This window comes from Bacillus sp. 1735sda2 (assembly GCF_024159245.1).
Lineage (GTDB): Bacteria > Bacillota > Bacilli > Bacillales > Bacillaceae > Bacillus > Bacillus pumilus_O.
Window position 1 is genome coordinate 969640 of sequence record NZ_JAMYWZ010000001.1, and the last position, 26431, is coordinate 996070.

The following is a 26431-nucleotide window of genomic DNA, read 5'->3' on the forward strand; positions in this document are numbered from 1 at the left end:
AATGTCTATCATGCTGAAAAGTAGACAAAAGGCTAAAATCAAGATTATTTTAGCCTTTTGTCAATATTCTTAAGCCATTATTTCATGTTTCCTTGAAGGAATGAGCGGATATCTACGCCAAGTGAATCGGCTAATCGTTGTCCGTAATCTTCATCTGCACGATAGAAGTTGCAGATCGCAAGTAATTTTGTTTTATCATTTACGTCTTTCAGATCAGCTGTTAGGTTTTTGATCAATGCATGTTTCTCTTCTTCTGAGTAGCTTCGATATTTTTCCCCAGCTTGTTTGAAATCGTTTGGTTTTTCAATTTTTTGTCTCACCATACGATCACCGTGAAGGACTTGTTCACTTTCCTTGTAGTGAGGGTTTTCTTTTGGCTGATCATCATAACGGTTTGGTTCATAGTTAATATGACCGCTTGGACGAGTCGTTGTCATAAAGCCATCCTGCTGATTATTGTGTACAGGTGCATAAGGACAGTTCACCGGAATGCGCATATAGTTGGCACCAAGACGGTGACGCTGTGTATCTGGATATGAGAACAGACGACCTTGGAGCAACTTATCTTCAGATGCTTCAATTCCTGGAACAAGTGCACTTGGTGTGAAAGCAGATTGTTCTGTTTCAGCAAAGAAGTTCTCAGGATTGCGATTCAGTGTCATGCGTCCTACTTTTTGAAGCGGGTAATCTTCTTCACTCCATGTCTTTGTTGGATCACATGGATCATAATCAAGATCATCATAATCGCTAAGCGGCATCAACTGGACATATAAGTCCCAGGCTGGATAGTTGCCGTTTTCAATGCGGTCATATAAGTCTCTTGTTGCATGCTGGAAATCATTCGCTTGGATTTCTGCTGCTTCTTCCATTGATAAATTACGAATACCTTCTGAAGGTCTCCAGTGATATTTCACATATTTTGTTTCTCCATATTTGTTGACCCATCTAAATGTATGCACACCAGAACCGCGCATTTCAGCGTAGTTCGCAGGAATTCCTTCATCAGAGAAGAGCCATGTGAGCATATGAGTGGATTCAGGTGTTAAGGTCATAAAATCCCAATAACGGTCAGGATCTTGGATATTCGTTACAGGATCTGGTTTGAGAGAGTGAACCATATCAGGGAATTTCAATGCATCACGTATAAAGAAGATCGGCAAGTTATTACCAACTAGATCATAGTTGCCTTCTTCTGTATAAAATTTGACAGCAAAGCCGCGCGGATCACGCAATGTTTCAGGTGAACCTTTAGGATGAATAACGGTAGAGAAGCGAACAAAAACATCTGTCTGTTTTCCATCTTCACTTAAGAAGGCAGCTTTTGTATGTTTCTCCATGCTATTTTCAACTTCAAACACACCATAAGCGCCGGCGCCTCTTGCATGAACAACACGCTCTGGAATGCGTTCACGATCGAAGTGTGCAAGTTTTTCAATCAAATGGTAATCATCAAGAAATGTAGGACCGCGGTGACCAGCTGTTCTTGAGTTTTGATTATCGCCAACAGGTACGCCTTGGTTCGTTGTCAAATTTTTATGATTTGAATTTGTCATTCTTTTTCTCCTCCTGTAAACAAAAAAATAGTATCTAGCAATCTATATACCCTAATTATATTGAATCAAACATGATAGTCAATATCTATTTATAATAATTTTAAATTAATTATTATTACAAGAAGGTAAAGAAAAAGACGAAAGAATAGAATTCTTTCGCCTAAAGGAGGAGCTCTCTAAGAGCATCTTTGTTTTGAGTTAAATCTTTTAATGTGTATTGGTCAAGAACGCGCAAGTAAGCAGAGAGTGCTTCATGAAGTACATGCTTTAATGAACAAATCGGAGAGATGATACAGCTGTTTTTCCTAGGATCAAAGCATTCAACCATGACTAAATCATCCTCTGTATAACGGACAACCTCTCCAATGTTAATGCTTTCTGGGCTTTTCCCAAGCCTAATCCCGCCATTTCTTCCACGGATCGTTTCTACATACCCGCGTTTTCCAAGATGATAAATCACCTTTGTCAGATGATTTTTAGAAATGTCATAAACATCGGCGATCTGCTGAATATTTGACAGTTCATTGTTCTCTCTTGATGCTAAATAAATGAGTACTCTTAATGAGAAATCGGTATAATTCGTTAGTTTCATTTTGACGACCTCTAAACCTGATAGAGTTTTGTATCATCGTAACACATTTTAGACAAAAACTGTTCGAGAAAGTGTTAAATGTGACAACATTTAAAACATGTATTATAAATATTGCTTTTATAAGTTGTCATCCGTTACGATAAAGATGTATTTAAAATACACCTTTTGAAAGAAGGAATGACGATGTTATCTAAAGATCAAATGAATGCTATTAAACAATCAGCCCCTCTATTAAAAGCCGAGGGAACCAAACTTGTGACTGTTTTTTATCAAAATATGATTCGTCAGCATCCAGAGCTACTCAATCAATTTAATAAAACAAACCTCATGAACGGAAGTCAGCCAGAGGCGCTTGCTGCAACACTATACCAAGCTGCACTGCACATCGATCGATTAGAAGAATTACTCCCTGTGGTTAAACAGATCGCCCATAAGCATGTCAGTGTGATGGTCAAAAAAGAGCAATATCCAATCGTCGGATATCACCTGATTGAAGGAATGAAAGAAGTGTTTGGTTTAACGGAAAAAGATGACACGCTTTTAGCTTGGAAGGCGGCATATGACATCATTGCGAATATCTTTATTACGATTGAAGCAGAAATGATGGAGGAGAATGTAAAACAAATAGGCGGATGGTCAGATGTGAAACCGTTTGTGATTAAGAAAAAGGTACAGGAATCTCCAGCGCTGATCTCCTTTTATTTAGTACCAGAAGATGAATCAGAGCTGCCGATGTTTGAAGCCGGTCAATATATTACGGTTCAGGCAGATATGCCAGGTGAGGCTTATATGTGCAGTAGACAATACAGCTTATCAGATCAGCATCATCCATCTTATTACCGCATTACAGTGAAGCGCGATGGTCATGTGTCTACATTTTTGCATGATGAAATGGAAGAAGGAGACGTTCTTCAAGTGAGTATGCCGCAGGGAATGTTCTGCTTGCAAGAAGACACAAAAGAGCCTGTTTATTTCATTAGTGCTGGTTCTGGCGTCACGCCAATGATCGGTTTATTGAAAACAGCAGCGCAAAACAGTCATCCATTTACAATGATTCATGCAGATCGATTAGAGGATGTGACCGCCTTTGAACATGAATTTGAAAGCGTTCTATCATCAGCTCCGCATGGCCGCATCCTCTTATGTAATGAACAATTTGCGCAGTCTGGTAAGGGAGAGCTTGTTGAAAAAGCAGCTTCCCGCATTGACCGTTCATTCCTTCAATCAGTGGTTGGAGAAGGGAAAGGTCAATTTTATCTATGCGGTTCCCCTGTGTTTACCGAAGAGATGATTCATATACTAAAAGAGTTGGGAATTCCAGAACAGAATATTCATTTCGAATCATTTGGAGGGCAATCCACAAAAGAAATGGAAGTCGTCTAAACGAATGCTGGAACATCATGTTTTATTAGATGCGCTCATATAGTAGGAATAAGTCCGATGAGGAGGGATGGTTTCCTTGAGCGTATCTGAAAAACGTCTTTTACAAAAAGCCATTGATGAAATTACAGAAATTGCAGAAGGATTTGGTCTAGATTTTTATCCGATGAGATATGAAATCTGTCCCGCTGAAATTATTTATACGTTCGGTGCATACGGAATGCCAACACGATTCAGCCACTGGAGCTTCGGGAAACAATTTCATAAAATGAAGCTTCATTATGATTTAGGATTAAGCAAAATTTATGAGCTGGTCATCAATTCAAATCCTTGCTATGCCTTTCTACTTGATAATAACACGCTTGTTCAAAATAAATTAATTGTGGCTCATGTATTGGCACATTGTGATTTCTTTAAAAATAATTGCCGTTTCCAAAACACAAAACGAGACATGGTAGAAAGCATGTCAGCAGCGGCTGAGCGGATCAAAGAATATGAGCATCTTCATGGAACAAAAGAAGTTGAATCTTTTTTAGACGCCGTATTGGCTCTCCAGGAGCATATTGATCCGTCTCTTGTTCGCTCAAAACTAAGCTGGAACATCGGCGATGAAGAAGAATATGAAGATGACCAGCCAAAGCGCCAGACGCCGTATGATGATTTGTGGGGGATGGATGAGCCAAAAATACGTGAGAAAAAGAAAATCGTCAAGCCATTTCCACCAAAGCCGGAAAAAGATATTTTACTCTTTATTGAGGCGCACTCCCGGGAGTTAGAGCCATGGCAGCGTGATGTTCTCACGATGCTGAGGGAGGAAATGCTCTATTTTTGGCCGCAGCTAGAAACAAAGATTATGAATGAAGGCTGGGCATCGTATTGGCATCAGCGGATTATGCGAGAGCTTGATTTGGATTCAAGTGAATCGATTGAGTTTGCCAAATTAAATGCTGGCGTTGTGCAGCCGTCAAAAACAGGCATCAATCCTTACTATTTAGGTCTGAAGATTTTTGAAGATATCGAAGAGCGCTATGATAATCCATGTGAAGAATTAACAAAAGCAGGGGTGACAAAAGGATCAGGCCGCAGCAAAATGTTTGAAGTCAGGGAGATTGAATCAGATATTTCCTTCATACGAAATTACTTAACAAAAGACCTTGTGATGAGAGAAGATTTGTACTTGTTTCAAAAACAAGGGAGAGATTACAAAGTCATCGATAAAGAATGGAAGGCTGTTCGTGATCAGCTAGTCAGCATGAGGGTCAATGGCGGCTTTCCTTATTTGACAGTGATGGATGGCGACTATTTAAAAAACAATGAACTTTATATTAAACATTGGTATGAGGGCATTGAACTAGATCTGAAATACTTAGAAAAAGTACTTCCTTATTTGCATCAACTATGGGGAAGAAGTGTGCATATCGAATCCATTCTTGAAGGAAAAGAAGTCATGTTTTCGTATGATGGAAAAGGAGTTCATAGAAAATATCTCGCATAAAAACAAAAAGATGTCTCTGAGCAGACATCTTTTTTGCCGATTTTATTGGTTTTTCAGCAGTTTGAAAATGTGTTTTGCTTGATCGGTGTTTTCCATCAAAACTTTTAGCTTTTGGCTTGTTGGACCATACGCAAAGAATGGCACTTCATCACCCGTATGACCTGATGTGGTCCAGCCTGTATGTGATCTCACGTTGATTACTTCTTCAATTGCATCATCAATTTTAACCGCATCCTTTGTTTCAGCAGCTTTTTGAATGGAGGCCATTTCTTCTTTTGTGAAATCAAGATCGATATATTGTTTCAGTGCTGATTCAACAGTCATGCCACTGACGATTTTGTTTGCGATAAAATCAGGGGTCTTTTTCGCTGCTTTTACCGGTTTGTAATCCCAGCTACCCGAGCCGTCTGCCCCAAAGGAGAGTCCGCCAGTTGAATGATCGGCAGTGGTGATAACTAACGTATTTTTATCCTTTTTTGCAAAACGAATCGCTTCTTCAAATGCTTTTTCAAAATCCTTCATTTCACTCATGGCACTCACAATATCATGATCATGGCCAGCCCAGTCAATTTGGCTGCCTTCAACCATAAGGAAAAACCCATTTTTGTTTTTAGACAGCTGTTTAATGGCTGAGTGCGTCATGTCTTGCAGGGAAGGGGTCTTTTTATCACGATCAATCGCTTTATCAAGGCCGCTATCTGCAAAAATGCCTAACACCTTTTGGTTCTTGTTTTGTTGTAAGTCATCTTTATTGGTGACATAATCATATCCTGCTCGCTTAAATTCCTTCGTTAAATCCCGATCCTTCCGGACAAAATCGACGAGTCCTCCGCCAAGCATGACATCGACTGTATGCTGTTTTCCGATTTTTTCATCGAAGAAATCATCAGCGATGGCTGCTGTGTTTTTTCTCGATACATCATGAGTCGCATACGCAGCAGGGGTAGCATTCGTTAATTCAGAGGTCACGACAAGCCCCGTAGATTTTCCCTTCCGTTTTGCTTCTTCTAGTACTGTTTTTAATTTTTTGCCGTTTTTATTTACACTAATTGCATTGTTGTAAGTCTTTTTACCAGTTGCCATAGCTGTACCAGCCGCTGCTGAATCCGTGATATTGCTTTTCGAATCATTAGGGTATGTTTTATGCATGCCTGTGAGGTAAGGGTCAAACGCTGTTTGCTTTGAAAGGTCTCCGTTGTGCTTAAATGAACGGTAAGTTGAAAGATACGGTGTTCCCATGCCATCCCCGATCAGCACAATCACATTTTGCACGTCATTTTTTGGCTTCTTTTTAGCCTCTGCTTTGTCAGCCTGTCCAAATTCAATTCCTGAAAAAATGCCAATCGATAGCACAGATGCTGCCGCCACTGCAGCTATTTTCGTTTTCGAGCTTTTCAACACACTCATTCATTTTGCCTCCTCATTGTTTATGTATCGCTCTTACGTTTACAATGGTAGAGCAGAATTGTGGATTCCCATTTACAGGATCGTAAAAATCCCTTTAAAATTGTAAAGGACCACTTTACATAGAATGGACTAAAAAGAGAAATGAATGTATCATTTATCCATGACAAGATGCATTTATTTTGTCATGATTGTGTAATGAAAATGAAATATAAAGAACCCTAAAAAAAAATAAATTTTGCCGAATTAATAAGCATAATGTCGTAGGAAGTCAAGACTATTTCTTCTGGTATTTGATCCTTATAATAGTAAGTAGATAAAAATTCGGATCACGATAGATACATACAGGAGGAACAAATGAAAAAACAATTGATCACAGCTGCAAGTGCAGTTCTACTTGGGACGACATTATTTGCCGGAGCTGCCTCAGCACAATCAGTAAAAGTTCAAAAAGGTGACTCTCTTTCTGTTCTAGCGAAAAAATATAAGACAAGCGTAAGCAAGATTAAATCAGACAATAAACTGAAATCTAATACGATATATGTTGGACAAACGTTAAAAGTAAATGGTACTGCCGCAAAAAAAACAACGAAAACATCAAAAACAACGACTAAAGTAAAAGCGGCGTCAACGGCAGCGACTCATAAAGTTGTAAAAGGTGATACGTTATCTAAAATCGGCAAAAAATACGGCATGACCGTAAAAGAGCTGAAATCGTTAAATAAACTCAAAACAAACCTGATCAAAATTGGGCAAAAGCTAAAGGTCAAAAAGACGTCTAAAAAAGTGAAGACAACACCTGTGAAAGAAAAAACAGTTTCTGTTTCTTCTTTGAACACGTCTAAACTTGTAGCGGATGCTAAAGCGCACAATGGCACACCATATAGATGGGGTGGAACGACACCAAAGGGCTTTGATTGCAGCGGGTTTATGTGGTATATCATTAACAAGCAAAAAAAGATTTCAAGACAAACAACTGAAGGTTTCTGGGGATCAATGAAAAGCGTATCTTCTCCAAAGGTTGGCGATTTTGTGTTCTTTACAACATATAAATCGGGTCCATCTCACATGGGTGTCTACATTGGGAACAACAAGTTTATCCATGCTGCTTCTGATGGTGTGACGATCAGTGATATGAATTCAAGCTATTGGAAGCCGATTTACCTTGGAGCGAAAACATTTGTGAAGTAATTTATTTTAAAAGACTGCTGATGAAGCAGTCTTTTTTATTTGCGCTATAGACATAAGAATATAAATTGATATTCAAAAAAGCCCGTGCTACTTGGCATTAGTCAAGTAACACGGGCTTTTCATGTTGGAAATGGCTTAAAAACCTAATTGAAGATCAACATCGATTGATACGATGGCATAGACACATAAAATGACAAAGATATTCAGTACGACACCGAGGAATCCAGGGCCCGTACGGCCTTTTTTAATGAACAGTTCAATAATACCGAATGGAACTGCGGCCATTGCAAAAGGAAGCATCTGAAAAGAATAAAATGTCACATTACTGATAATGGCGAGGTTCAGCATGAGCAGGGATAATATCGCAGTACCGACAGAAATCCAGCCAAATACATTATGCTCTTTAAAAATTCTTACCAATTCCATAATTCCACCTCGCTCACTTTTGCCGTTTTAATGCGTTTTGTCTTCACAAATTTCTCGATTTCTTTTGAAGGACCTGTGATCACAGAGCCATAAATCGTAACACCATTTTGGTTGATATAGCGTATTCGGTTTGACAGATCCAGTTCAGGTCTGCCAGAGATCGTTTTTGCCCAGGTTGGGTGCTGATTGACGTAAGTAAGGGCATCTTTAAATTGATCGACCTCTGTTTTTGATGTGTGCTGAAGTTCTTTTAAGAATTCAGAGTCTCTCCCAGGAAAGCCAATTGGCCGCTGATTCCCACTTAAAGAATCCTCTGTTTTAATCGCATTCCAGAGCACTTTCATATCATATTTTTTAGCAAAGGAATAAACGTCCTTTGGTGTATATGCTTTGTCATAGGAAACATACACTTCACTGACTGTTCCTTCAGGAAGCTTGTCTAAAGTAGTCAGTGTTTGTTTTTTAGATGCATCTGCCTGAGTAGAAGGATGGGTAAAGAAATCCTCCGTATCACGTGAGCTGTCACCATAATATGAAATCGTAGGCTGCTTTAATTTATCGAAAAACATCTCGATTTGTTCACTGCCAATGGCTTCTGTTTTATTGCCAATTTGTTTTTGCAGCTTCAATTCGGTGTTCATTCCAAAAAGCTTGACTTGGCCTTTTAAATCCTTCATATCAATCGCCACGTTTGGTTTCGTCAAAGCGACTGTTACAGCAGCTGTTTCCATGAAGTGATTTCCTTTACTCTCTGCTCCGCCAACACCGTAGTATAGATAACTTCCTAATGTACAAAGCGGTAAAATAATAAGAGTAGAGATGACAGCAAGTACAGAAATACGTAAATAAGACTTTCTTTTTCCGTATTGTAAGATGGCTTTTTGCTTTTCAGGACTGATAGAAAAATCGGTCCAATCCGAGTCGTTCAGTTCCTGACTTAAGCGTTTTTCGTTTTCTTCTAGCTCTTCTTCAAAAGCCATCATTTCTTCCTCGTTCATCTCACCATTATTATATTGTTCCCATCGCTTGTTAAACTCTTCATTCATCATTAACACCTCTGTTGTAAAGTGCTTTTAGGCGCTGCCTTGCACGAAATAAAACACTTTTAAAATTTGCTTCAGTAATATTCATGACCTTGGATGCTTCCTTGTAATTCAGTTCTTTTAAATAATACAATGTCAACGCTTCCTTGTAGTTATCTGGAAGCTGTTCCAAATACATGTTGAGGACTTCTTTTATTTCAACCTGTTCAGCAGGGCTTTGTACAGATGTTTGTAAAAGGCCGCCAATAAGATCATCCGATATGGTCACTTCTTTTTTATGTTTCCTGACATAATCAATAAAAGCATTTCGTGCCACCTGAAATAACCAAGGTTTCACTTTGCTATGGTCGTAGGAATGAATATGTATATAAGCACGCATAAAGGTTTCCTGCAATAAGTCTTCTGCCAAATGTTTGTCTTTTGTCATGGAGAGCAGAAACCTGTAAACATCGTTCATATACATTTGATAAATTTCATCGATCGTCACTGATTTTTCTCCCCTCTATGTTATACACGCATAAGAAAGGCATAAAGTTGCACGAAACTTCTCAATACCGTACAATACTCATCTCTTTCGCCGAATCAAAATCATTTCTCCTTATCATAGCGAAATTTCCACCATTTATAAAGCATTTTCAATAGAACAAAGCAGGAAAAAACCTTAAAAAACGACAAAATTGGACACAATTCCTCTTCTATTCTCTCCTAAAACCATGGACCTGCATACAGAAAGAACAATCATTCTGAACGAAAAATGATGTGATGGTTTAGTTGTTTCAAGAAATTTTTAGTACCAGGTAATAAAAAATTTGTTATAATAGAAACAAATCCTTCATTCTTCAAACAAAGGAAGTGCACTATGTATAAATTTTCAGGTTATACCATTAAAGTATTATTTACTCTTCGAGGCGGAATCAAAGTATATCAAAGAGAGAATCTGCCAACGGATCGGGGATTTGTCATTGCATGTACACATGAGGGTTTTGTGGATGTTCTTGCATTAGGCGCAGGGATTCTTCCATTTGAGATCCACTACATGGCGAAAAAAGAATTGTTTGCAAATAAATGGATCGGTGGATTTTTAAAGAAGATTCATGCCTTTCCAGTTGATCGAGAGAATCCTGGGCCAAGCAGTATTAAAACGCCCATTAAATTATTAAAAGAGGGAAAAATCGTTGGGATTTTTCCAAGCGGAACACGTACAACAGAAGATGTACCTTTAAAAAGAGGTGCGGTTACCATTGCGCAGCTTGGTAAAGCGCCAATCGTCCCAGCAGCGTACAAAGGACCGTCCAATGCAAAAAGTCTTTTTAAAAAGGGAAAAATGCGCTTAATTATCGGTAAACCGATTGAGCAGTCAGAATTTGAGCATCTACCGCCAAAAGAACGATTAGGTGCCATGACAGAAGTTTTAAACACAAGAATCAAGGAACTTGAAGCTCAATTAATGGAAAAAGCATAAGAAAAACGACCGCTTGCTTTGGCAAGGGTCGTTTTTTTATTAAGAAGCGCCTTCTTCAGCGGCTTCTGCTAACTGTTCATTTAACTTTTTAACTTCGATATATACCACATGGTGTCCATCGACTTCATTAATAATAAATTCATAGCCTTGTTCACGAATGGTGTCATTTTTCTCAACTTCATATTTCTGAGTAAGGAACCAGCCGCCAATCGTATCGACTTCTTCATTATCAAGCTGCGTACCTAAGAGCAGGTTGACTTGGTCAACTAGAACCTTTCCATCAAAGATATAATGGTCTTCTCCAAGTTTACGCACTTCGTTGATTTCATCAATATCGAATTCATCACGAATTTCACCGACGATTTCTTCAAGGATGTCTTCTACAGTCACAAGACCAGCTGTACCGCCATATTCATCTGATAAAATCGCCATGTGTACACGTTCGCGCTGCATTTTGAGCAATAAATCATGTACAGGAACGGTTTCGATCACATGAATAATTGGATTGACAAACTTTTCAATCGTATCACTTGTAGAACACTCACCGCTAATACAAGCTGTGAGAACCTCTTTGATGTTCAGAACACCAATCATATTATCTTTATCGCCATCTTCAATTGGATAACGTGTATATTTCTCAACCTTGGTCACTTTCAGCATTTCCTCAATGGTAATATCATGAGGGAAACTGACAACTTCGGTACGAGGAATCATAATTTCTTTCGCCAGACGGTCATCAAATTCAAAAATTTTATTTACATATTTGAATTCAGACTGGTTAATTTCGCCGCTTTTATAGCTCTCTGATAAAATAATCCGCAATTCTTCTTCAGAGTGCGCCATGTCATGCTCAGAAACTTGCTGAAGACCGAACGCTTTTGTTAACAAACGAGCAGATCCATTTAATACCCAGATAAACGGGAACATCACTTTGTAAAAAATCATGAGCGGTCTAGCAAAAAGAAGAGATACTTGCTCTGCCTTTTGAATGGCGAGTGTTTTTGGTGCAAGTTCTCCAACCACAACGTGTAAAAACGTCATAATACTAAACGCAATAATAAAAGTGACAATCGAACTAGCTGATTGAGGGATTGATAGCTCTACAAAAAGTGGAGCCAGCATGTGCGCAATGGTTTCTTCCCCTAACCAACCAATACCAAGGGCGGTAATGGTAATACCGAGCTGACAGGCCGACAGATACTCATCAAGGTGAGTGGTGACATGCTTGACAGCAACTGCTGTTTTATTACCTTCTGCGATTAACTGATCAATTCTTGAGCTTCTTAAGCGAATGATCGCAAACTCTGATGCAACGAAAAATGCGGTTAAAGCTATAAGCAAAGCAACTATAAGTAAATTAACTATGTCCAATTAAGGCCTTCGTTCTGACTTTGAGAACGAAGGTAACACCTCCTGTTTAGTAAAAATTTTAACTTAACAGCAGTAAAAATGATTGGACAGCCGTCATCTTCTCAGGTGTAAGCTGTTCTTTTAATTTTTCACGTTGTTCTGGTTCAAGCTGCTTACAACGTACCAAAATGCGGTCCATATGCTCGTTCATCCGATCGATATCAGAGGTTAAATGGACAAGTTCATCAGAAGCTTCCTTTTGAGAAGGGAATTGTTCATCTAATCTGGATTTGATGTCAGAAAGAGCCAATCTCTGCTGTTTGCAAAGAACGATTAATTGTAATCGTTTTAAAGCATGTTCATCGTAATAACGATAATTTGAGCAAGATCTAACAGGCGCAAGCAACCCTAGATTTGTATAATAATCTACAGTACGTTTCGTCACCTGTGCAATCTGTGCTAGTTCACCAATACGATACTTTTTCTCAGCCCCATCTGAACATCTCCTCCTAACCGTCACGTTATAGTTTATGAAAATAGTTTAATATAATTCTAGCCTGAAATACAAGTTAATTGTTCAGATTTCCTGCCGATATGAAGAGGAGAGAGGGATTTCTCAGTCTAAATGGTCCTGTCAAATTTCACATAGTGATACAGGAATTTTCAGATTATTTATGGTAAGATAAAATGAATACCGTTTCATATATATGTAGAGAAACGGATTTATACGTGAACCGGAGGTGGTTAAGTGGGGCCCTCAATATAGTCTTATTTAATCAGTTAACCGTTTTACAAAACATAACATCATCAATCAGGAGGTGACTCCTTGTTCTTCTAAGAAAGAGCAAGGTTAAATGGACGATATTGTTAATCTGAGTATAGTCGGTGTTTTGATTGCTTTAACAGCTTTCTTTGTTGCATCTGAATTTGCCATCGTAAAGGTGAGAAGCTCAAGAATTGATCAGCTTGTTGCCGAAGGGTCCAAAAAGGCCATGGTGGCGAAAAAGGTGACATCAAGGCTGGATGAATATTTGTCAGCCTGTCAGCTTGGTATTACTGTGACATCACTTGGTTTAGGGTGGATTGGTAAGCCAGCTGTAAAAGAACTTTTGGTTCGAGGTTTTGGTTTGACAAACATTCCTGATTCAGCAATCAGCCTGATCTCAGCAACACTTGCGTTCTCTATTATTACCTTTTTGCATGTAGTCGTCGGTGAGCTTGCACCAAAAACACTAGCGATTCAAAAGGCGGAAAAAATGACGCTTTGGTTGTCAGGTCCGCTACATGCATTTTATATCCTAATGTTCCCTTTCATTTATGTGTTAAACGGGTCAGCCCGTGTTTTAACCAAAATGATGGGCATCGATATGGGGTCTGAAAAAGAACATTCCCATTCTGAAGAAGAATTAAAGATTTTACTATCTGAGAGCTTAAAAAATGGGGAAATCAACCCGTCAGAATATAATTATATGAATAAAATTTTCGACTTTGATAATCGAATTGCCAGAGAGATCATGGTCCCGCGGAGAGAAATTTGTGCCATTCCAGAAGATATGCCGCTAGATGAAATCCTCTCCATCATGACGCAGGAGAAGTATACACGCTTTCCCGTGTTTTCAGGCGATAAAGATCATGTCATCGGCATGCTGAACAAAAAGCAGCTCTTTGCAGATCTTGTGTATCAAGGAGAAAAGGATCAATTGAAGATCCAAGATTATATATATCCAGTGATTGAAGTCATTGATACGATTCCTATTCAGGAGCTTCTCGTCAAGATGCAACGCGATCGAATGCACATGGCGATTTTAACCGACGAATATGGCGGAACGTCTGGACTTGTCACAACAGAAGATATTTTAGAAGAGATTGTTGGAGATATTCGAGATGAATTCGATGAAGATGAGCAGCCGGTTATTCAAAAAAGAGCCGATCATCATTATGTTTTAGATGGCAAAGTCAGATTAGAGGAAGTACAAGATTTGATCGAAATGTCATATCATGATGAAGAAATTGATACAATAGGCGGGCTCATCTTAAATGAGAACATTGATATCCGAGAAGGACAATCCATTTATCTTGACGATATTCGGATGAAGGTCTTGGAGATGGATGGACGCTATGTGAAAAAGATCGATTTGAAGAAAGGCGTCACGTCAACAGATAAAGGAAATACACGCACAGGGCTTGATATAAAAGAGCCGCTGTTAGTAAATGAAATGACCTTGAGCGAAAAATAAGCTCAAGGTTTTTTTAGGTATTTAGTCTCTTTTTACGAATGTTTGTTCGTGTTATAATAGGAACAAACGTTCGATAGAGGGGGATGGACATGCTTTGGTATGAAACAGCGAGTATCACGGAGAAAAAAACCTCAATGAAACGAATTGAGTTTCATTTGAAGAATTTCAAAAATTACCAGGCGGCGATTTTAAATATCGAAAGACAGCTTGAAAAAAGAAGTTCGCATCATTTGGAACACATGACACGGAAGAAGTTAGAAGAGCAAAAAAATCAGTATGAACTCATCGTTGCTTGTATTGAAACAGCACTAAAAGAGTTGGATGAGATAGAGAAGCAGCTCATCGATTACAAATACTTTCGAGATTGGCGGATGGCCAAGTGTGCGATGGAAATCGGCTATAGTGAAAAAACTCTTTTTTTAATGAAACGCCAGCTTATGGATCAACTGCTCATTAGCTTAGCTGCGATAACCAATGTTTAAACAAGGTGTTGTCCTATTTGATAGAACGTGGCAAAGAGACAGAAAGACCCGATGATTGTGATCAATAAGTAGACAGCTAGTTTTCCAATTTGCCGCTGCTGTAGCATGGTCGCAGACTCTACACTAAACGTAGAGAATGTTGTAAAGCCTCCGAAAAAACCTGTTCCAATGATCATTAGTAGCGGGTGATTGGCAGTCACGGCACCTGTTAGTAAACCTAAACCGGCAGCACCTAATAAATTAATGAGAATAATACTGTACGGGAAACGAGCATGAGACTTAGTTTTCTGCATCAATTGGCTAATGAAAAAACGAAGGGCGCTGCCAATCCCGCCGGCAATAGCTGTATATAAAACGATCATTTATCTGCCTCCTCTCTCCTACTTATTTCGTTGAAAGAGCCGCTGAGCTAGCATTAGTCCACATAAGGCAGCCGCTAATCCGGCAATGACTGAGAGCAGGATGTAGGTCACACTTAAAGTGAATTGCCCAGTCTGTAATAAAAGAATTGTTTCTTTAGAAAAAGTGGACATTGTCGTAAAGCCTCCGCAAAATCCTGTTCCGATCAAAGCGGCAAGATATTTTTTTCTCTTTTGGAACATAAAATATCCTGTTGAAAAACCAAGAAGCAGACTGCCTGCCACATTTTCGATTAGTGTTGCATAAGGAAATGTTTGGCTGACAACAGATTGGCTAAGTTCATATCTGCAAAGTGTCCCAATCAGTCCGCCAATAAATACGGCAAGATAAGCTTTCATTTACATCATTTCTCCTTTAGAAAAAATGGCGGGTGATCCGTCACGACACCATCAACGGAATATTTTTTGATCCGATCAGCTGTTTTTTGATCTTTCACAGTCCATATAAACACATCCATCCCGAATGAGTGGATGCGGTCTATCCACCATCTGTTGATCATTGTCTTCTTCATATTAAGGCAATTGGCAAACGAGCTGTATGCCATTAACTTTCTTTTCGTCAGTTTAAATGCATTAGGCTTTATAATCAAAGCTGTTCGAAGAGAAGGGGCGAAAGCTTTGATTCTTTGAAGTGCATGATCATCAAAAGATTGAATCATCATATGGCGAGAATAGGCAAACCGGTTGATGATGCGGGCAACTGCCTTTTCAATTCCTATCTGCCGTTTTGGGTGTTTGATCTCAATCAATATCCCGATCCTCTGGCTGTATCTTTCAAGAATTTCTTGTAATGTTGGAATTCGTTCATTCGTGTACTGTTGGTCAAACCAGCTTCCTGCGTCCAGTTTTTTTAGCTGATCAAGTGTATAGCTTTTGACTAAGCCGTTCCCGTTCGTCGTTCGGTCTACAGTATCGTCATGGATCACGACGACATGCTGGTCCAATGTGAGCTGTACATCTAATTCAATATAATCTGCACCTTGCTGAACAGCTAAATCAAATGCGGCAATTGTATTTTCTGGGGCAGTGCTTGATGATCCTCTATGCGCAATAATATACACATGCTCCAGCTCCTGACTTAAGTTCTGGTTTTATCATATCAAATGCTTTACCATTTTTCCTTGTTTACTATATGGCCGAAAGAAGAGCTGTATGTAATGGTGAATCACAATGTGAAAAGTTGCAGGAATATCCCAAGCCATGATTGAGTAAATCTGAAGTACATCAATTTTTTCTTCGATCAATTTTGTCCAAATCGTCAGCGTTCGCCAAAATATTAGTGCTTTCGTCATGTTGACTGAAAATTCTGATGTTTTATAATGATGAAAAGGAGGCGAGATGATTGGGTAAAGGGAGAATTAGAGTGGAAGAACGTATTAAGGTCGAAACGGATGCTGAAATGTTTAAAGCGACTCTCCTTGATCAGGCTCAGAAGAAAAAGTAGTTTGCTGCCCGTCGATATGTCTCTAGCCAAAATTTCATAATTGAACATCATGCCTCGGGACTCGTCCCGAGGCTTTTTATTTAGAGGTCAGACATTTATGAGAGGACATAAACGAAGGTTATATTATAAACTAGAGAGGATTGTTTTAAAGGAGAGAGACAAACATGTTTACACAAAAATGGATGGATACATATTTTACAGTAGATGTTGCGATCCAAATCGGTATTAGTCTTTGTATTTTATTGCTTTTTTTATTGCTTCGGAAAGTATTTACGAAGTACTTATTTCATCTTCTCTTTAGGCTGACCAATCGGTCTAAAACGGAGGTCATTAATCAAATTGTTGTGGCATTCGAAAAACCAGCCAGACTTTTTTTTGTCGCACTTGGGTTATATTTTGCGTTAAGACAGGCACCATACTTTGAGCATCATATGGATGTCATCATCAAATTATATAGATCCTCCATTATATTGATGCTGACGTGGGGGCTTTGTAATTTAACTGCAGCTTCTTCTTTCTTATTTCAAAAAGTAAATTCGAAATTTGAATTAGAAATGGATGATATTTTAGCGCCGTTTTTATCGAAGGTGTTTCGCTTCATTATCATTGCACTCAGTATTAGTGTCATTGCACAGGAATTTAATTATGACGTAAATGGACTTGTGGCAGGTCTCGGTCTGGGTGGTCTAGCTTTTGCACTTGCTGCACAGGATACGGTGGCGAACTTTTTTGGAGGGATCGTCATTATTACAGAGAAGCCTTTTACGATGGGCGACTTTGTGGAGACACCAAGTGTTCTTGGGACTGTCGAGGACATTACATTTCGAAGTACAAAGTTTAGAACACCTGCTGAAGCTGTCGTGACAGTTCCGAATTCTACGCTTTCAAAGGAACCAATCACGAACTGGACGAGAATGAATAAACGCCAAATAACGTTTTCCGTACGTGTATCCTACAATACACCAAAGGAAAATTTGGACCATTGTATCAAGCGACTTAAACAAATGCTTGATGAGCATGATGGGGTACACAAGGAGACAATCATGGTGAATCTCGATGTACTGGCAGACAGTTATTTGAATTTATTTTTCAACTTTTACACAAACACGACGGTCTGGGCTGAAAACCTGAATATCAAACAGGACATTAACTACCGTATCATGGATATCTTCCATGAAGAAGGTGTAGAATTTGCCTTCCCTGGACAGACCATTTACATGAAACAAAAAGGTGAAAAACAGCTGAGTGAATAAAGGAGGATGGATGAGTGGATCAAACAAAGGTGGCAGTGCTAAAAGAAAAATTAACGCAGTCTTCACATATTATGGTACTTTCAGGTGCGGGTATGAGCACGGAATCAGGTATTCCTGATTTTAGGTCAACGGGCGGTTTATGGACTGAAGACACCAGTCGCATGGAGGCGATGAGCAGGTCCTACTTTTTATCAAATCCTCATCAATTCTGGCCGAAATTCAAGGAATTGTTTCAGATGAAAATGAGCGGGGCGTACGAGCCGAATAGCGGGCATACCTTTTTAGCCAACCTTGAGAAACAAGGAAAGCATGTGGATATTTTCACCCAAAATATTGACGGATTACATAAAAAAGCAGGAAGCCAGCATGTATATGAACTCCACGGTTCCATTCAAACCGCTACTTGCCCATCGTGCCATGCGACATATGAACTGCCTTATTTATTACAAGAAGAAGTGCCTGTATGTCTCAAGGTTTCCGCAGACGGACGGACATGTGGGCAAGTGTTGAAAACAGATGTTGTCCTTTTTGGAGATAGGGTCAAACATTTTGATCAAGTAGAGAAATCACTTCAGCAAGCGGACCTTCTGCTCGTCATGGGAACCTCCCTAGAAGTAGCGCCAGCAAGATATATTCCAGAAGATGCTGCTCAAAATCCCTCCATCTTCAAGGTGATGATGAATTTGAGTGAAACAGAATACGATCAATTGTTTGATCTTGTCTTTCATGAACGAATTGGCGATCTCGTGAAAGATTTATAAAACATTAAAACACCCGCATCCGATAGGTGCGGGTGTTTCTTTATTGCTGCAGCGGCTTCATTGTTTCATCAAGAACTTCAAATGTATAGCCCTTGGCTTTTAGCTGTGTGAGCAAACTGTTTAAGTATTTTGCTGTCGCTGGCTGATCGTGCATTAAGATGATCTTTGGTTCTTTTGGATGTTTTGTCTCTAGCACTTGCAGCTGATTCAAAACTTCTGGTACATATTTTGAGCTTTTATATTTCCAGTCAAGACTGTCAATTGTCCAATCCCAGTAGATAAAGCCTTTTTGTTTTAAACGTGCTTTTTGCTGATCGGTTAAATTGGGGGCGCTGCCATAAGGTGTCCTCACAAGGTGCGTATACTCTCCTGTAACAGAAGCCAAAATGCGCTGATCTTCTTTCATCTCATTGACGGGAGAATCACTTTTTTGATAAAAACGTTTCACATCATGTGTGATCCCATGAAGCCCTAACTGATGACCTTCTTGATGAAGTCTTTTCACAGCTGCCGGATGTTCCTTAATCTGCGGCCCGAGCATGAAGAATGTGGCCTTTACTTGATGCGCTTTGAGCACATCCAAAAGCTGGTTTGATGTGGCTGACGGACCATCATCAAAGGTTAAAAAGATCGTTTGATCTGTTACATGTTTGTTTGGGTTGATCTTAAAATGTGCATCTAATGTTTTTGTAGAATCATCTTTTGCTTTCAGACTTGTGCTTGTGTCTCGAAATTCACTGCTCGCAGACATTTGAGCTGGCTGATCTGCTGCCTGCATATTGGTTTTAGATATATCCCAAATAAAAAAGAGGATCAGTGACAGAATCACTAAACCAATCGCCTTTGAGAGCAGCATCGTGTTTGAAGGTGTCTGTTTTTTCGTAACCCGTTGCATTACAATCGCTCCAATAAATCAAAAATTTGTGTCGAATCATGTAGTAGATTCTGTCTTTTTTCGATGTTTTTTGTCGTGTCCATATGGAGTAAGTATACAGGAAAAAAGAGCCTATGAATATAGAAGATGCTAAAAAATTGGAATCTTTTTGGTTATGAGTCTATGTTTGTTACAATAGAAAGTTGACCATTTATCATGATGTGAAATAATTCTGAATAATCATTGAAACATACCCATTTATTCGCTAAGATAGCATCAGATTCAACCATTATTGCGAAGCGAAGGGGAGATTCCGTATGAAAGTATTGTATAATGACGATTTCATTGAAAAAGAGGATGCTCGTGTTGATATTGAAGACAGAGGCTATCAATTTGGTGATGGTGTCTATGAGGTCATCCGTGTATACAATGGGACTTTGTTTACATTAAAAGAGCATACAGAGCGTCTGTTCAAGAGTGCAAAAGAAATCGGCATTCATCTTCAAGGTGCAGTATCAGATATGGAAGAAAAATTAAAACAGCTCGTCGCCCATAACCAATTAACAGATGGTGGAGTGTATATTCAAGTGACTCGTGGCGTCGCACCTCGTAAACATCAATATGGAAATTCTCTCACTCCTCAAATCACAGCATATACGTTTCAAGTGAAAAAGCCTGTTCATGAGCAGACAGCTGGTGTAAAGGCCATCATATCTGAGGACCTTCGCTGGTTAAGATGTGATATTAAAAGCTTAAATCTCTTATATAACGTCATGGAAAAACAGAAAGCATCTGAAGCTGGTGCATTTGAAGCCATTCTCATTAGGGATGGTTTTGTGACAGAGGGTACCTCCTCGAATGTATATGCCGTCATTGATGGCGTGATTCGCACACATCCCGCAAACAATTTAATTCTAAATGGTATTACCCGTAGAAAGCTTCTTGAAGTATGTGAAGAAGAGGGAAGCAGTGTTAAAGAAACGCGTATCAGTAAAGAAGAGCTGCTGGGAGCGCAGGAAATCTTCATCAGCTCGACGACTGCTGAAGTCATTCCGATTGTTGAAATTGATGGTCAGCCAGTAGGTGAAGGCGTTCCAGGAGAGTTAACAAAACGTATACAAGAAGGCTTTCAGCAAAAAATTAAACAGGAAAGTGAAGCATCAATTTCTTCGTAAATAAAAAGAGGCTGTAAACGAATGTTTACAGCCTTTTGTGATTCTTTTATTTTACAATGAGCACAGGTATATCTGATTTTGATGATAATTTTTCACTTACACTACCAAAGAGCATTTTTTTCAATCTGCTTTGGCCACGGGCTCCCATGACGATGAGGTCTGCTGAAATCTCTTCAGCATATTCGATAATTGCTTCTGCTGGTTCCCCCTCAACAATTTCAATGGCAGCTTCAAACTGCTCCTCATTTAAAAGCATTCTTGCTTCTGCAACGACCTCTTCTGTATGATCTTCAAAAATCAAGGGACTTTGTTGTTCATCATGAGGTACATACACAGGGGGTGTTTGAAGGTCTGCCATACCGCCACCGATATAAGCTCCGCCAGTCATTGGGCGAGGTGCATCAAACACCTGTCTGCTTGATTTGCCATCATGTGCATAGGCAATGGTCAGTTTGGCATGCAGGGTTTTGGCTAAAGCGATTGCCTTTTTTAATGCTTTCTTACTGTCTTCATGTCCATCAAACGCAACGACCATCCGATCAGCTTGAAACAATGTCCTCATTCCTTTCAAAAGGAGTCTTTACATTCATGGTATACCCGTTATCTGAAAAAGATACACATCAAGGATATGTATCTTTTTGTTAGAAAATTTCATTTATTGAAAAATATTTATTGACAAAATGGTGACAGCCACTATAAGATAAAAAAAGATTCAAGAGCCAAAAGGAGGAAATGTCATGTGCAACATCATTGGAAGAATGAAATCAAACTGCATGAATGGGTTGATTCACGTGACAATTACACCTTCATTGGTCATTGAAAAGGGACTCGTATGTTCCAATTGATCGGATGAATCAAGGCGTATGTTGCGTATTTGTCAACATGCGCCTTTTTACATGAAGAAAAGAGGCGTACCAGATAGCTGGTTGCCTCTTTTTTTGTTGTATTCATTTCGTATTTCGAAATAAAGGGATGGAGATCAACAAGTAAATGAAGAGGAGTGAAAGCATGTGAACATGCCAAAAACAAGACAAATGACAAAAACCAAAAAAACAATTCAAGGTGACAGCCAAGAAAATTTAGAAAGCGGCTAGCTTTAAAAGGAGAGACAAATATGTTTTCGGTATTTACAAAATTAGGCTGGTTCTTCAAACAAGAGTGGAGGCGTTATACGATCGCCATTACGCTCCTGCTCATTGTGAATGTGCTTGAAATGCTACCCCCAAGATATCTTGGGCAGGCAGTTGATGACATCCGTTCTGGTCAATTTACAACTTCGAGTATGATGTTTTATGTAGCCATTTTTTGCTTGCTAGGTGTCGTCGTCTATACGCTGACCTACTTTTGGATGTATCAGTTATTTGGCGGCGCAAATGTCATGGAGCGTGTGATGCGCGGGAAACTCATGCGCCACTTACTTAAGATGACACCCACCTTTTATGAAAAGAAAAAAACCGGTAACTTAATGGCATTAGGTACAAACGATTTGAATGCTGTAGCTTTAACGACAGGTTTTGGCGTTCTGACATTGGTGGATTCCACTGCTTATATGCTAATGATCTTTTTTACGATGGGACTGACGATCAGCTGGAAATTAACGTTAATGGCGATCATCCCTATGCCGCTGATGGCGCTTTTGATTGCGTATTATGGCAGTAAGATTCATGATCGCTTTACAGTTGCTCAAGATGCATTTGGTGATATGAACGATCGCGTGCTTGAATCGGTCGCAGGCGTCCGGGTCATCCGGTCTTTTGTACAGGAGAAACAAGATGTCGAACGCTTTCGTGAAATGACAGATGATGTATTTCAAAAAAATATGAGAGTGGCGGTCATTGATTCATTATTTGAGCCGACAGTGAAATTACTTGTCGGTGTCAGCTACTTAATAGGAATTGGATACGGAGCCTACCTTGTATTCCAAAGCGATTTAACCATTGGTGAGCTTGTCGCTTTTAACGTGTATCTTGGGATGATGATCTGGCCAATGTTTGCTATCGGCGAGTTGATTAACATTATGCAAAGAGGAAATGCGTCGTTAGACCGGTTGAATCATACACTCAGCTATAAGCCGGATGTTACAAACGCTTCTCAGCCAAAAACTTTACAAGAGCCTGGGGATATTCAGTTTGACCATGTGACATTTAGGTATCCAACTTCCCCTAAAAATAACTTAATTGATGTGTCCTTTACCGTTCGAAAGGGACAGACAATCGGAATTACAGGCAAAACAGGAAGCGGTAAAACAACTATTGTAAAACAGCTTCTGCGCCAGTATCCAACAGGTGATGGTCAAATCCTGCTATCAGGAGTCCCAATCCAAGAGATCGAATTGGATCAGCTATTTCAATGGATCGGATACGTACCGCAGGATCATATTCTTTTTTCTAAAAGTGTAGAAGAAAATATGCGTTTCGGTCATCGAGACGCAAAACAAAATGAATTAGCACAAGCGATCAAAGATGCTTATTTTGAAAAAGATTTACGCCTTTTGCCAGAGGGACTCGAAACGATGGTCGGAGAAAAAGGTGTGGCGCTATCAGGTGGACAAAAGCAACGAATTTCCATTGCGCGCGCTTTATTAATAGATCCCGACATTTTAATACTGGATGATTCCCTTTCTGCGGTAGATGCAAAAACAGAAACCGCTATTTTAGAAAATCTAAGACAAAATCGTCATGGAAAAACGACGTTTATTACGACTCATCGTCTATCAGCTGTTGAGCATGCGGATCTCATACTTGTTATGGAAGAAGGACGCATCGTCCAAAAGGGAACTCACAAAGAGCTCATTCAGCAAGATGGATGGTACAAAGAACAATTTCTGCGTCAGCAGCTAACAAACCAGCTGGAAGGAGGGGATGAGGCATGACAACGGGAAGAAGACTCCTTGCCTACGCACTCCTTTATAAGAAAGTACTGTCTGTTGCCTTAATCTTTCTCATCATTGCAGTAGGTGCTGAACTGACAGGACCATTTATTGGGAAGAAAATGATTGATGATCATATTTTAGGTGTAGAAAAGCCATATGTCGAGGTCAATGAAAAAACAGACAAAACCGTTTATTACCAGGGAAATAACTATATACGAACCGATCGATTAGACAGTGATATGGAATCCGGAAAACAAATCAATGTGGTGCAGGTCGGATTCGGTTACTATTTTGTGAATGAGCCGATTCGCTTTGATGGAAACCGAAAGATATCGGGGGATCAGCTTACCATTGAAAATGGAAAAGAGCGCGAGACCTATCAAGTACAGCGTTTATCAAAAGAGGAAATTTTCTCTTTTTATGAGCCTGAAATTAGTGGTTTGGTGCAGCTTGTTCTATTTTATCTAGGGCTTCTCGTTATTGCGATTTTCTTTCAATATGCGCAGCATTACTTGCTACAGCGAATAGCTAACCGAATTATTCAAAAAATGAGGGTTGATGTATTTGAGCATATTCAAACATTACCTATCCGATATTTTGATAATTTACCGGCTGGAAAGGTCGTAGCTAGGATTACCAATGACACTGAAACCATTCGTGATTTATATGTGACAGTTCTCGCCAATTTTGTGACGAGTGCGATTTACATGATTGGGATTTATATTGCCATGTTTTTATTAAATGTGAAGCTGGCACTTATTTGTTTGGTGGCGGTACCGATTATTTTCCTATGGTCAATGACCTACAGAAAGTTTGCATCGGTTTACAACCACCGCATTCGTTCAATCATTAGTGATATCAATGCCAAGCTAAATGAAGCCATTCAAGGAATGACCATTATTCAAGCGTTTCGTCATGAAAAAGTGACAAAAGAGGAATTCGATGAGCTGAACAACAATCACTTTCGATATCAGCGAAAGATGCTTCATTTAAATTCACTTCTATCACATAACTTGGTTAACCTGCTTCGAAATTTAGCCTACGTGGCACTTATTTGGTATTTTGGCGGTGCGTCTTTAAGTGCGACGGGGATAGTGTCGATTGGTGTGCTTTATGCGTTTGTCGATTATTTAAATCGATTATTTCAGCCGATTACAGGCATTGTGAACCAATTCTCGAGATTAGAATTAGCACGGGTTTCATCAGAAAGGGTTTTCAGATTATTGGATGAACCAGGAACAACAGTGGAAGAACCTGTCCATAAGGAAATGGAAGGACACGTTCAGTTCCAAGATGTCACCTTTGCTTATAATGAAGGGAAGAATGTATTAAAGAACATTACATTCGAGGCCAAAAAAGGCCAGACAGTTGCACTTGTGGGGCATACTGGATCTGGGAAAAGCTCGATCATGAACTTGCTGCTTCGTTTTTATGACATTCAGCAAGGAGACATTCTCATTGATGGGGAAAGCATTTATCGCCAGTCCCGGCAAACGTTGCGGAAACAAATGGGCATCGTACTTCAAGACCCGTATTTATTTTCTGGAACGATTGCATCCAATGTTAGCTTAGGAAATGAAGACATTAAACGAGAAACGATTGAATCATCATTAAAACAAGTAGGCGCAGTAGAGTTATTGAAGCACCTACCAGAAGGATTTGATGAACCGGTCGTTGAAAAGGGAAGCACTCTTTCCTCAGGGGAACGTCAGTTAATTTCATTTGCTCGTGCACTAGCGTACGATCCAGCGATCTTAATTTTAGATGAAGCCACTGCAAACATTGATACAGAAACAGAAGCGATCATTCAGCGAGCGCTGGATGTCGTTAAAGAAGGACGAACAACGTTTGTTATTGCTCACCGATTATCTACCATTAAGAAAGCCGATATGATTTTGGTTTTAGAAAAAGGTGAAATTGTCGAGCGGGGTAGTCATGATCAACTCATGCAGCAAGAAGGGCTATATGCGCAAATGTACGAACTGCAAAAAGGTGCTGTGGCAAACTAGATGATGAATCACAAAAAAGAGCCTCACATTGAATGAGGCTCTTTTGATTTGCATAAAAAAGGCGAGGATTCGTTTTTGACCTCGGTCTTTACTCGTTATGCATCATTAGTAGGCAATACCGACGCGTTGATGTACAAATTCCTTCGAATTTAACTGCTGATATAAAAAGTGTGCGGTGTCTTCAACTGAAATTTTCTTTCCATCTATAGGGAGAAAATCTTTCTCATAGCGATATGACCGTGTCACTTCTCCATCTGGTAAATAGGTTGGACAAATAATGGTCCAATCTAAATCAGTCGATTGAAGGAGTTCAAACGCTTTGGCATGCTCCTTAGCTGCTCGGGAAGTGGTCCGCTTTGATTCATTTGTTTCAAAACGGTAAAGCTCCGGCTGCTGCCTTGCTTTTAAAATGCCTGCCGTACCTATTGTAATAATTCGTGATGTATTTGATTGCTTCATGGCTTGTACGATATGCTCCATTGAAACAGATAATGTATCATCACCATCTGTCGATAGACAGCTCACAACAATATCTGCTCCTTTGATTGTCTCAAGCACATCATCTCGATTTCTTGAATTGCCGGTGACTTGAAACATACCCGCAAGCATTTCTTCTCGGTTTGTCCGAATCAATGAACGAACTATGTAACGATCATCTACTTGAATGAAACGAAGAAATGCTTGTCCTACACGTCCATGAGCACCGAAAAGAGCTATTTTCATCTGTTCGATCCCTCCACTACATACTATAAGTGAAAAGAACCGAAAATGGTACAACTTTTATGTGATGCTTTTTTTATAAAGGTGAAAGGACCGAATGCTATGAGCATATTCACATAATAGAGAGATACCTACGAATTGTAGAAGTTCAAAGTTCATACCGGAAATAATGTCCATGAAGATCCGCTCCTTTCTACTACATGATATGAGATGGAAAGGAGGTTGGTGAGGGATAATAACAAAAAAAGAAGACACCTTAAGAGGTGCCTTCTATGATCCAAATATGAAA

At 39.4% G+C, this 26431-nt stretch carries 26 protein-coding genes; 12 read left to right on the plus strand and 14 right to left on the minus strand.

Annotated elements, in window-relative coordinates; all coding sequences use genetic code 11:
* Positions 1-77: 77 nt before the first annotated feature.
* Both NKR21_RS04915 and NKR21_RS04920 read right to left on the minus strand, forming a co-directional pair.
* On the minus strand, positions 78-1553 hold the full coding sequence (locus NKR21_RS04915) for a catalase (protein WP_144456165.1): 1476 nt from the start codon (positions 1551-1553) through the stop codon (positions 78-80).
* A gap of 160 nt (positions 1554-1713) precedes the next feature.
* Positions 1714-2145 carry an Rrf2 family transcriptional regulator gene (locus NKR21_RS04920; RefSeq protein WP_012009410.1) on the minus strand — a complete coding sequence of 144 codons (432 nt, stop codon included), beginning with the start codon at positions 2143-2145 and terminating at the stop codon, positions 1714-1716.
* 183 nt (positions 2146-2328) lie between these two features.
* Between NKR21_RS04920 and NKR21_RS04925 the strand changes: the two genes are divergently transcribed.
* A complete protein-coding gene (locus NKR21_RS04925; RefSeq protein WP_012009411.1) occupies positions 2329-3528 on the plus strand; it encodes a globin domain-containing protein in 1200 nt (399 codons plus the stop codon).
* A 67-nt stretch (positions 3529-3595) separates the two neighbouring features.
* Positions 3596-5020, plus strand: coding sequence for a SpoVR family protein (locus tag NKR21_RS04930; RefSeq protein WP_012009412.1), 1425 nt, complete (start codon positions 3596-3598; stop codon positions 5018-5020).
* Between the two features lie 42 nt (positions 5021-5062).
* Here NKR21_RS04930 and NKR21_RS04935 read toward each other — a convergent pair whose 3' ends face one another.
* Complete coding sequence (locus NKR21_RS04935; protein WP_144456163.1) at positions 5063-6427, minus strand: alkaline phosphatase; 1365 nt, start codon at positions 6425-6427, stop codon at positions 5063-5065.
* Between the two features lie 354 nt (positions 6428-6781).
* Between NKR21_RS04935 and NKR21_RS04940 the strand changes: the two genes are divergently transcribed.
* Entirely contained in the window at positions 6782-7615 is an 834-nt protein-coding gene (locus NKR21_RS04940) for a C40 family peptidase (protein WP_012009414.1), read from the plus strand.
* Positions 7616-7750: 135 nt separating this feature from the next.
* On the opposite strand, the gene NKR21_RS04945 is transcribed toward NKR21_RS04940, so the two are convergent.
* Genes NKR21_RS04945 through NKR21_RS04955 form a run of 3 tightly spaced genes read right to left on the minus strand, consistent with a single transcriptional unit; the run spans position 7751 to position 9571 of the window.
* Positions 7751-8041 (minus strand): hypothetical protein, encoded by a 291-nt coding sequence (locus tag NKR21_RS04945; protein WP_003212420.1) that lies wholly within the window; start codon positions 8039-8041, stop codon positions 7751-7753.
* A complete protein-coding gene (locus tag NKR21_RS04950; protein ID WP_041815330.1) occupies positions 8029-9087 on the minus strand; it encodes an anti-sigma factor in 1059 nt (352 codons plus the stop codon). Before NKR21_RS04950 ends, NKR21_RS04945 begins: the two co-directional genes overlap by 13 nt.
* Positions 9080-9571, minus strand: coding sequence for a sigma-70 family RNA polymerase sigma factor (locus NKR21_RS04955; protein ID WP_003211938.1), 492 nt, complete (start codon positions 9569-9571; stop codon positions 9080-9082). The genes NKR21_RS04950 and NKR21_RS04955 overlap by 8 nt, the downstream gene beginning before the upstream one ends.
* 372 nt (positions 9572-9943) lie before the next feature.
* Between NKR21_RS04955 and NKR21_RS04960 the strand changes: the two genes are divergently transcribed.
* A complete protein-coding gene (locus tag NKR21_RS04960) occupies positions 9944-10546 on the plus strand; it encodes a lysophospholipid acyltransferase family protein (RefSeq protein WP_012009418.1) in 603 nt (200 codons plus the stop codon).
* A 39-nt stretch (positions 10547-10585) separates the two neighbouring features.
* Here NKR21_RS04960 and NKR21_RS04965 read toward each other — a convergent pair whose 3' ends face one another.
* Together NKR21_RS04965 and NKR21_RS04970 are read right to left on the minus strand one after the other, a co-directional pair.
* Positions 10586-11917, minus strand: a complete 1332-nt coding sequence (locus tag NKR21_RS04965; RefSeq protein WP_012009419.1) for a hemolysin family protein — start codon at positions 11915-11917, stop codon at positions 10586-10588.
* Positions 11918-11975: 58 nt separating this feature from the next.
* A complete protein-coding gene (locus NKR21_RS04970; RefSeq protein ID WP_012009420.1) occupies positions 11976-12416 on the minus strand; it encodes a MerR family transcriptional regulator in 441 nt (146 codons plus the stop codon).
* A 334-nt stretch (positions 12417-12750) separates the two neighbouring features.
* On the opposite strand from NKR21_RS04970, the gene NKR21_RS04975 reads away from it, so the two are divergent.
* Together NKR21_RS04975 and NKR21_RS04980 are read left to right on the plus strand one after the other, a co-directional pair.
* A complete protein-coding gene (locus tag NKR21_RS04975) occupies positions 12751-14133 on the plus strand; it encodes a hemolysin family protein (RefSeq protein ID WP_144456161.1) in 1383 nt (460 codons plus the stop codon).
* 89 nt (positions 14134-14222) lie between these two features.
* A complete protein-coding gene (locus tag NKR21_RS04980; RefSeq protein WP_012009422.1) occupies positions 14223-14615 on the plus strand; it encodes a hypothetical protein in 393 nt (130 codons plus the stop codon).
* Here NKR21_RS04980 and crcB (NKR21_RS04985) read toward each other — a convergent pair.
* Genes crcB (NKR21_RS04985) through NKR21_RS04995 form a run of 3 tightly spaced genes read right to left on the minus strand, consistent with a single transcriptional unit; the run spans position 14612 to position 16095 of the window.
* A complete protein-coding gene (gene crcB / locus NKR21_RS04985; protein ID WP_012009423.1) occupies positions 14612-14977 on the minus strand; it encodes a fluoride efflux transporter CrcB in 366 nt (121 codons plus the stop codon). The genes NKR21_RS04980 and crcB (NKR21_RS04985) overlap by 4 nt on opposite strands.
* A gap of 18 nt (positions 14978-14995) precedes the next feature.
* Positions 14996-15373 (minus strand): fluoride efflux transporter CrcB, encoded by a 378-nt coding sequence (gene crcB, locus NKR21_RS04990; RefSeq protein WP_012009424.1) that lies wholly within the window; start codon positions 15371-15373, stop codon positions 14996-14998.
* Between the two features lie 5 nt (positions 15374-15378).
* On the minus strand, positions 15379-16095 hold the full coding sequence (locus tag NKR21_RS04995) for a glycerophosphodiester phosphodiesterase (RefSeq protein ID WP_012009425.1): 717 nt from the start codon (positions 16093-16095) through the stop codon (positions 15379-15381).
* Between the two features lie 281 nt (positions 16096-16376).
* On the opposite strand from NKR21_RS04995, the gene NKR21_RS05000 reads away from it, so the two are divergent.
* From NKR21_RS05000 to NKR21_RS05010, 3 genes are all read left to right on the plus strand, one after another.
* Positions 16377-16478, plus strand: coding sequence for a YhdX family protein (locus NKR21_RS05000; protein WP_008359843.1), 102 nt, complete (start codon positions 16377-16379; stop codon positions 16476-16478).
* Between the two features lie 164 nt (positions 16479-16642).
* On the plus strand, positions 16643-17731 hold the full coding sequence (locus NKR21_RS05005; protein ID WP_012009427.1) for a mechanosensitive ion channel family protein: 1089 nt from the start codon (positions 16643-16645) through the stop codon (positions 17729-17731).
* A 29-nt stretch (positions 17732-17760) separates the two neighbouring features.
* Complete coding sequence (locus tag NKR21_RS05010) at positions 17761-18492, plus strand: NAD-dependent protein deacylase (RefSeq protein ID WP_391509404.1); 732 nt, start codon at positions 17761-17763, stop codon at positions 18490-18492.
* A gap of 40 nt (positions 18493-18532) precedes the next feature.
* Here the strand turns inward: NKR21_RS05010 and NKR21_RS05015 are convergent, their stop codons facing one another.
* Entirely contained in the window at positions 18533-19387 is an 855-nt protein-coding gene (locus NKR21_RS05015; RefSeq protein WP_012009429.1) for a polysaccharide deacetylase family protein, read from the minus strand.
* Between the two features lie 296 nt (positions 19388-19683).
* On the opposite strand from NKR21_RS05015, the gene dat reads away from it, so the two are divergent.
* Positions 19684-20541, plus strand: coding sequence for a D-amino-acid transaminase (dat, locus tag NKR21_RS05020; RefSeq protein WP_012009430.1), 858 nt, complete (start codon positions 19684-19686; stop codon positions 20539-20541).
* 46 nt (positions 20542-20587) lie between these two features.
* On the opposite strand, the gene NKR21_RS05025 is transcribed toward dat, so the two are convergent.
* Positions 20588-21094 (minus strand): universal stress protein, encoded by a 507-nt coding sequence (locus NKR21_RS05025; RefSeq protein ID WP_041815339.1) that lies wholly within the window; start codon positions 21092-21094, stop codon positions 20588-20590.
* Positions 21095-21655: 561 nt separating this feature from the next.
* Here NKR21_RS05025 and bmrC point away from each other — a divergent pair.
* Together bmrC and NKR21_RS05035 are read left to right on the plus strand one after the other, a co-directional pair.
* Positions 21656-23413 carry a multidrug ABC transporter ATP-binding protein BmrC gene (gene bmrC / locus NKR21_RS05030; protein ID WP_012009432.1) on the plus strand — a complete coding sequence of 586 codons (1758 nt, stop codon included), beginning with the start codon at positions 21656-21658 and terminating at the stop codon, positions 23411-23413.
* Entirely contained in the window at positions 23410-25422 is a 2013-nt protein-coding gene (locus NKR21_RS05035; RefSeq protein WP_144456157.1) for an ABC transporter ATP-binding protein, read from the plus strand. The genes bmrC and NKR21_RS05035 overlap by 4 nt, the downstream gene beginning before the upstream one ends.
* A gap of 105 nt (positions 25423-25527) precedes the next feature.
* Here the strand turns inward: NKR21_RS05035 and NKR21_RS05040 are convergent, their stop codons facing one another.
* Positions 25528-26145, minus strand: coding sequence for an NAD(P)-dependent oxidoreductase (locus tag NKR21_RS05040; RefSeq protein ID WP_012009434.1), 618 nt, complete (start codon positions 26143-26145; stop codon positions 25528-25530).
* Positions 26146-26431 lie beyond the last annotated feature (286 nt).

Bases quoted from the DNA above. Each gene is read 5' to 3' on its own strand.
- NKR21_RS04945 (WP_003212420.1), bottom strand. From the start codon at position 8,041: ATGGAATTGGTAAGAATTTTTAAAGAGCATAATGTATTTGGCTGGATT.
- NKR21_RS05040 (WP_012009434.1), bottom strand. From the start codon at position 26,145: ATGAAAATAGCTCTTTTCGGTGCTCATGGACGTGTAGGACAAGCATTT.
- NKR21_RS04920 (WP_012009410.1), bottom strand. From the start codon at position 2,145: ATGAAACTAACGAATTATACCGATTTCTCATTAAGAGTACTCATTTAT.
- NKR21_RS04925 (WP_012009411.1), top strand. From the start codon at position 2,329: ATGTTATCTAAAGATCAAATGAATGCTATTAAACAATCAGCCCCTCTA.
- NKR21_RS04980 (WP_012009422.1), top strand. From the start codon at position 14,223: ATGCTTTGGTATGAAACAGCGAGTATCACGGAGAAAAAAACCTCAATG.
- NKR21_RS04950 (WP_041815330.1), bottom strand. From the start codon at position 9,087: ATGAATGAAGAGTTTAACAAGCGATGGGAACAATATAATAATGGTGAG.
- NKR21_RS04960 (WP_012009418.1), top strand. From the start codon at position 9,944: ATGTATAAATTTTCAGGTTATACCATTAAAGTATTATTTACTCTTCGA.
- NKR21_RS04975 (WP_144456161.1), top strand. From the start codon at position 12,751: ATGGACGATATTGTTAATCTGAGTATAGTCGGTGTTTTGATTGCTTTA.
- NKR21_RS05035 (WP_144456157.1), top strand. From the start codon at position 23,410: ATGACAACGGGAAGAAGACTCCTTGCCTACGCACTCCTTTATAAGAAA.
- crcB (WP_012009424.1), bottom strand. From the start codon at position 15,373: ATGAAAGCTTATCTTGCCGTATTTATTGGCGGACTGATTGGGACACTT.
- NKR21_RS04915 (WP_144456165.1), bottom strand. From the start codon at position 1,553: ATGACAAATTCAAATCATAAAAATTTGACAACGAACCAAGGCGTACCT.
- dat (WP_012009430.1), top strand. From the start codon at position 19,684: ATGAAAGTATTGTATAATGACGATTTCATTGAAAAAGAGGATGCTCGT.
- crcB (WP_012009423.1), bottom strand. From the start codon at position 14,977: ATGATCGTTTTATATACAGCTATTGCCGGCGGGATTGGCAGCGCCCTT.
- NKR21_RS04940 (WP_012009414.1), top strand. From the start codon at position 6,782: ATGAAAAAACAATTGATCACAGCTGCAAGTGCAGTTCTACTTGGGACG.
- NKR21_RS05005 (WP_012009427.1), top strand. From the start codon at position 16,643: ATGTTTACACAAAAATGGATGGATACATATTTTACAGTAGATGTTGCG.
- NKR21_RS05015 (WP_012009429.1), bottom strand. From the start codon at position 19,387: ATGCAACGGGTTACGAAAAAACAGACACCTTCAAACACGATGCTGCTC.
- NKR21_RS04930 (WP_012009412.1), top strand. From the start codon at position 3,596: ATGGTTTCCTTGAGCGTATCTGAAAAACGTCTTTTACAAAAAGCCATT.
- bmrC (WP_012009432.1), top strand. From the start codon at position 21,656: ATGTTTTCGGTATTTACAAAATTAGGCTGGTTCTTCAAACAAGAGTGG.
- NKR21_RS04935 (WP_144456163.1), bottom strand. From the start codon at position 6,427: ATGAGTGTGTTGAAAAGCTCGAAAACGAAAATAGCTGCAGTGGCGGCA.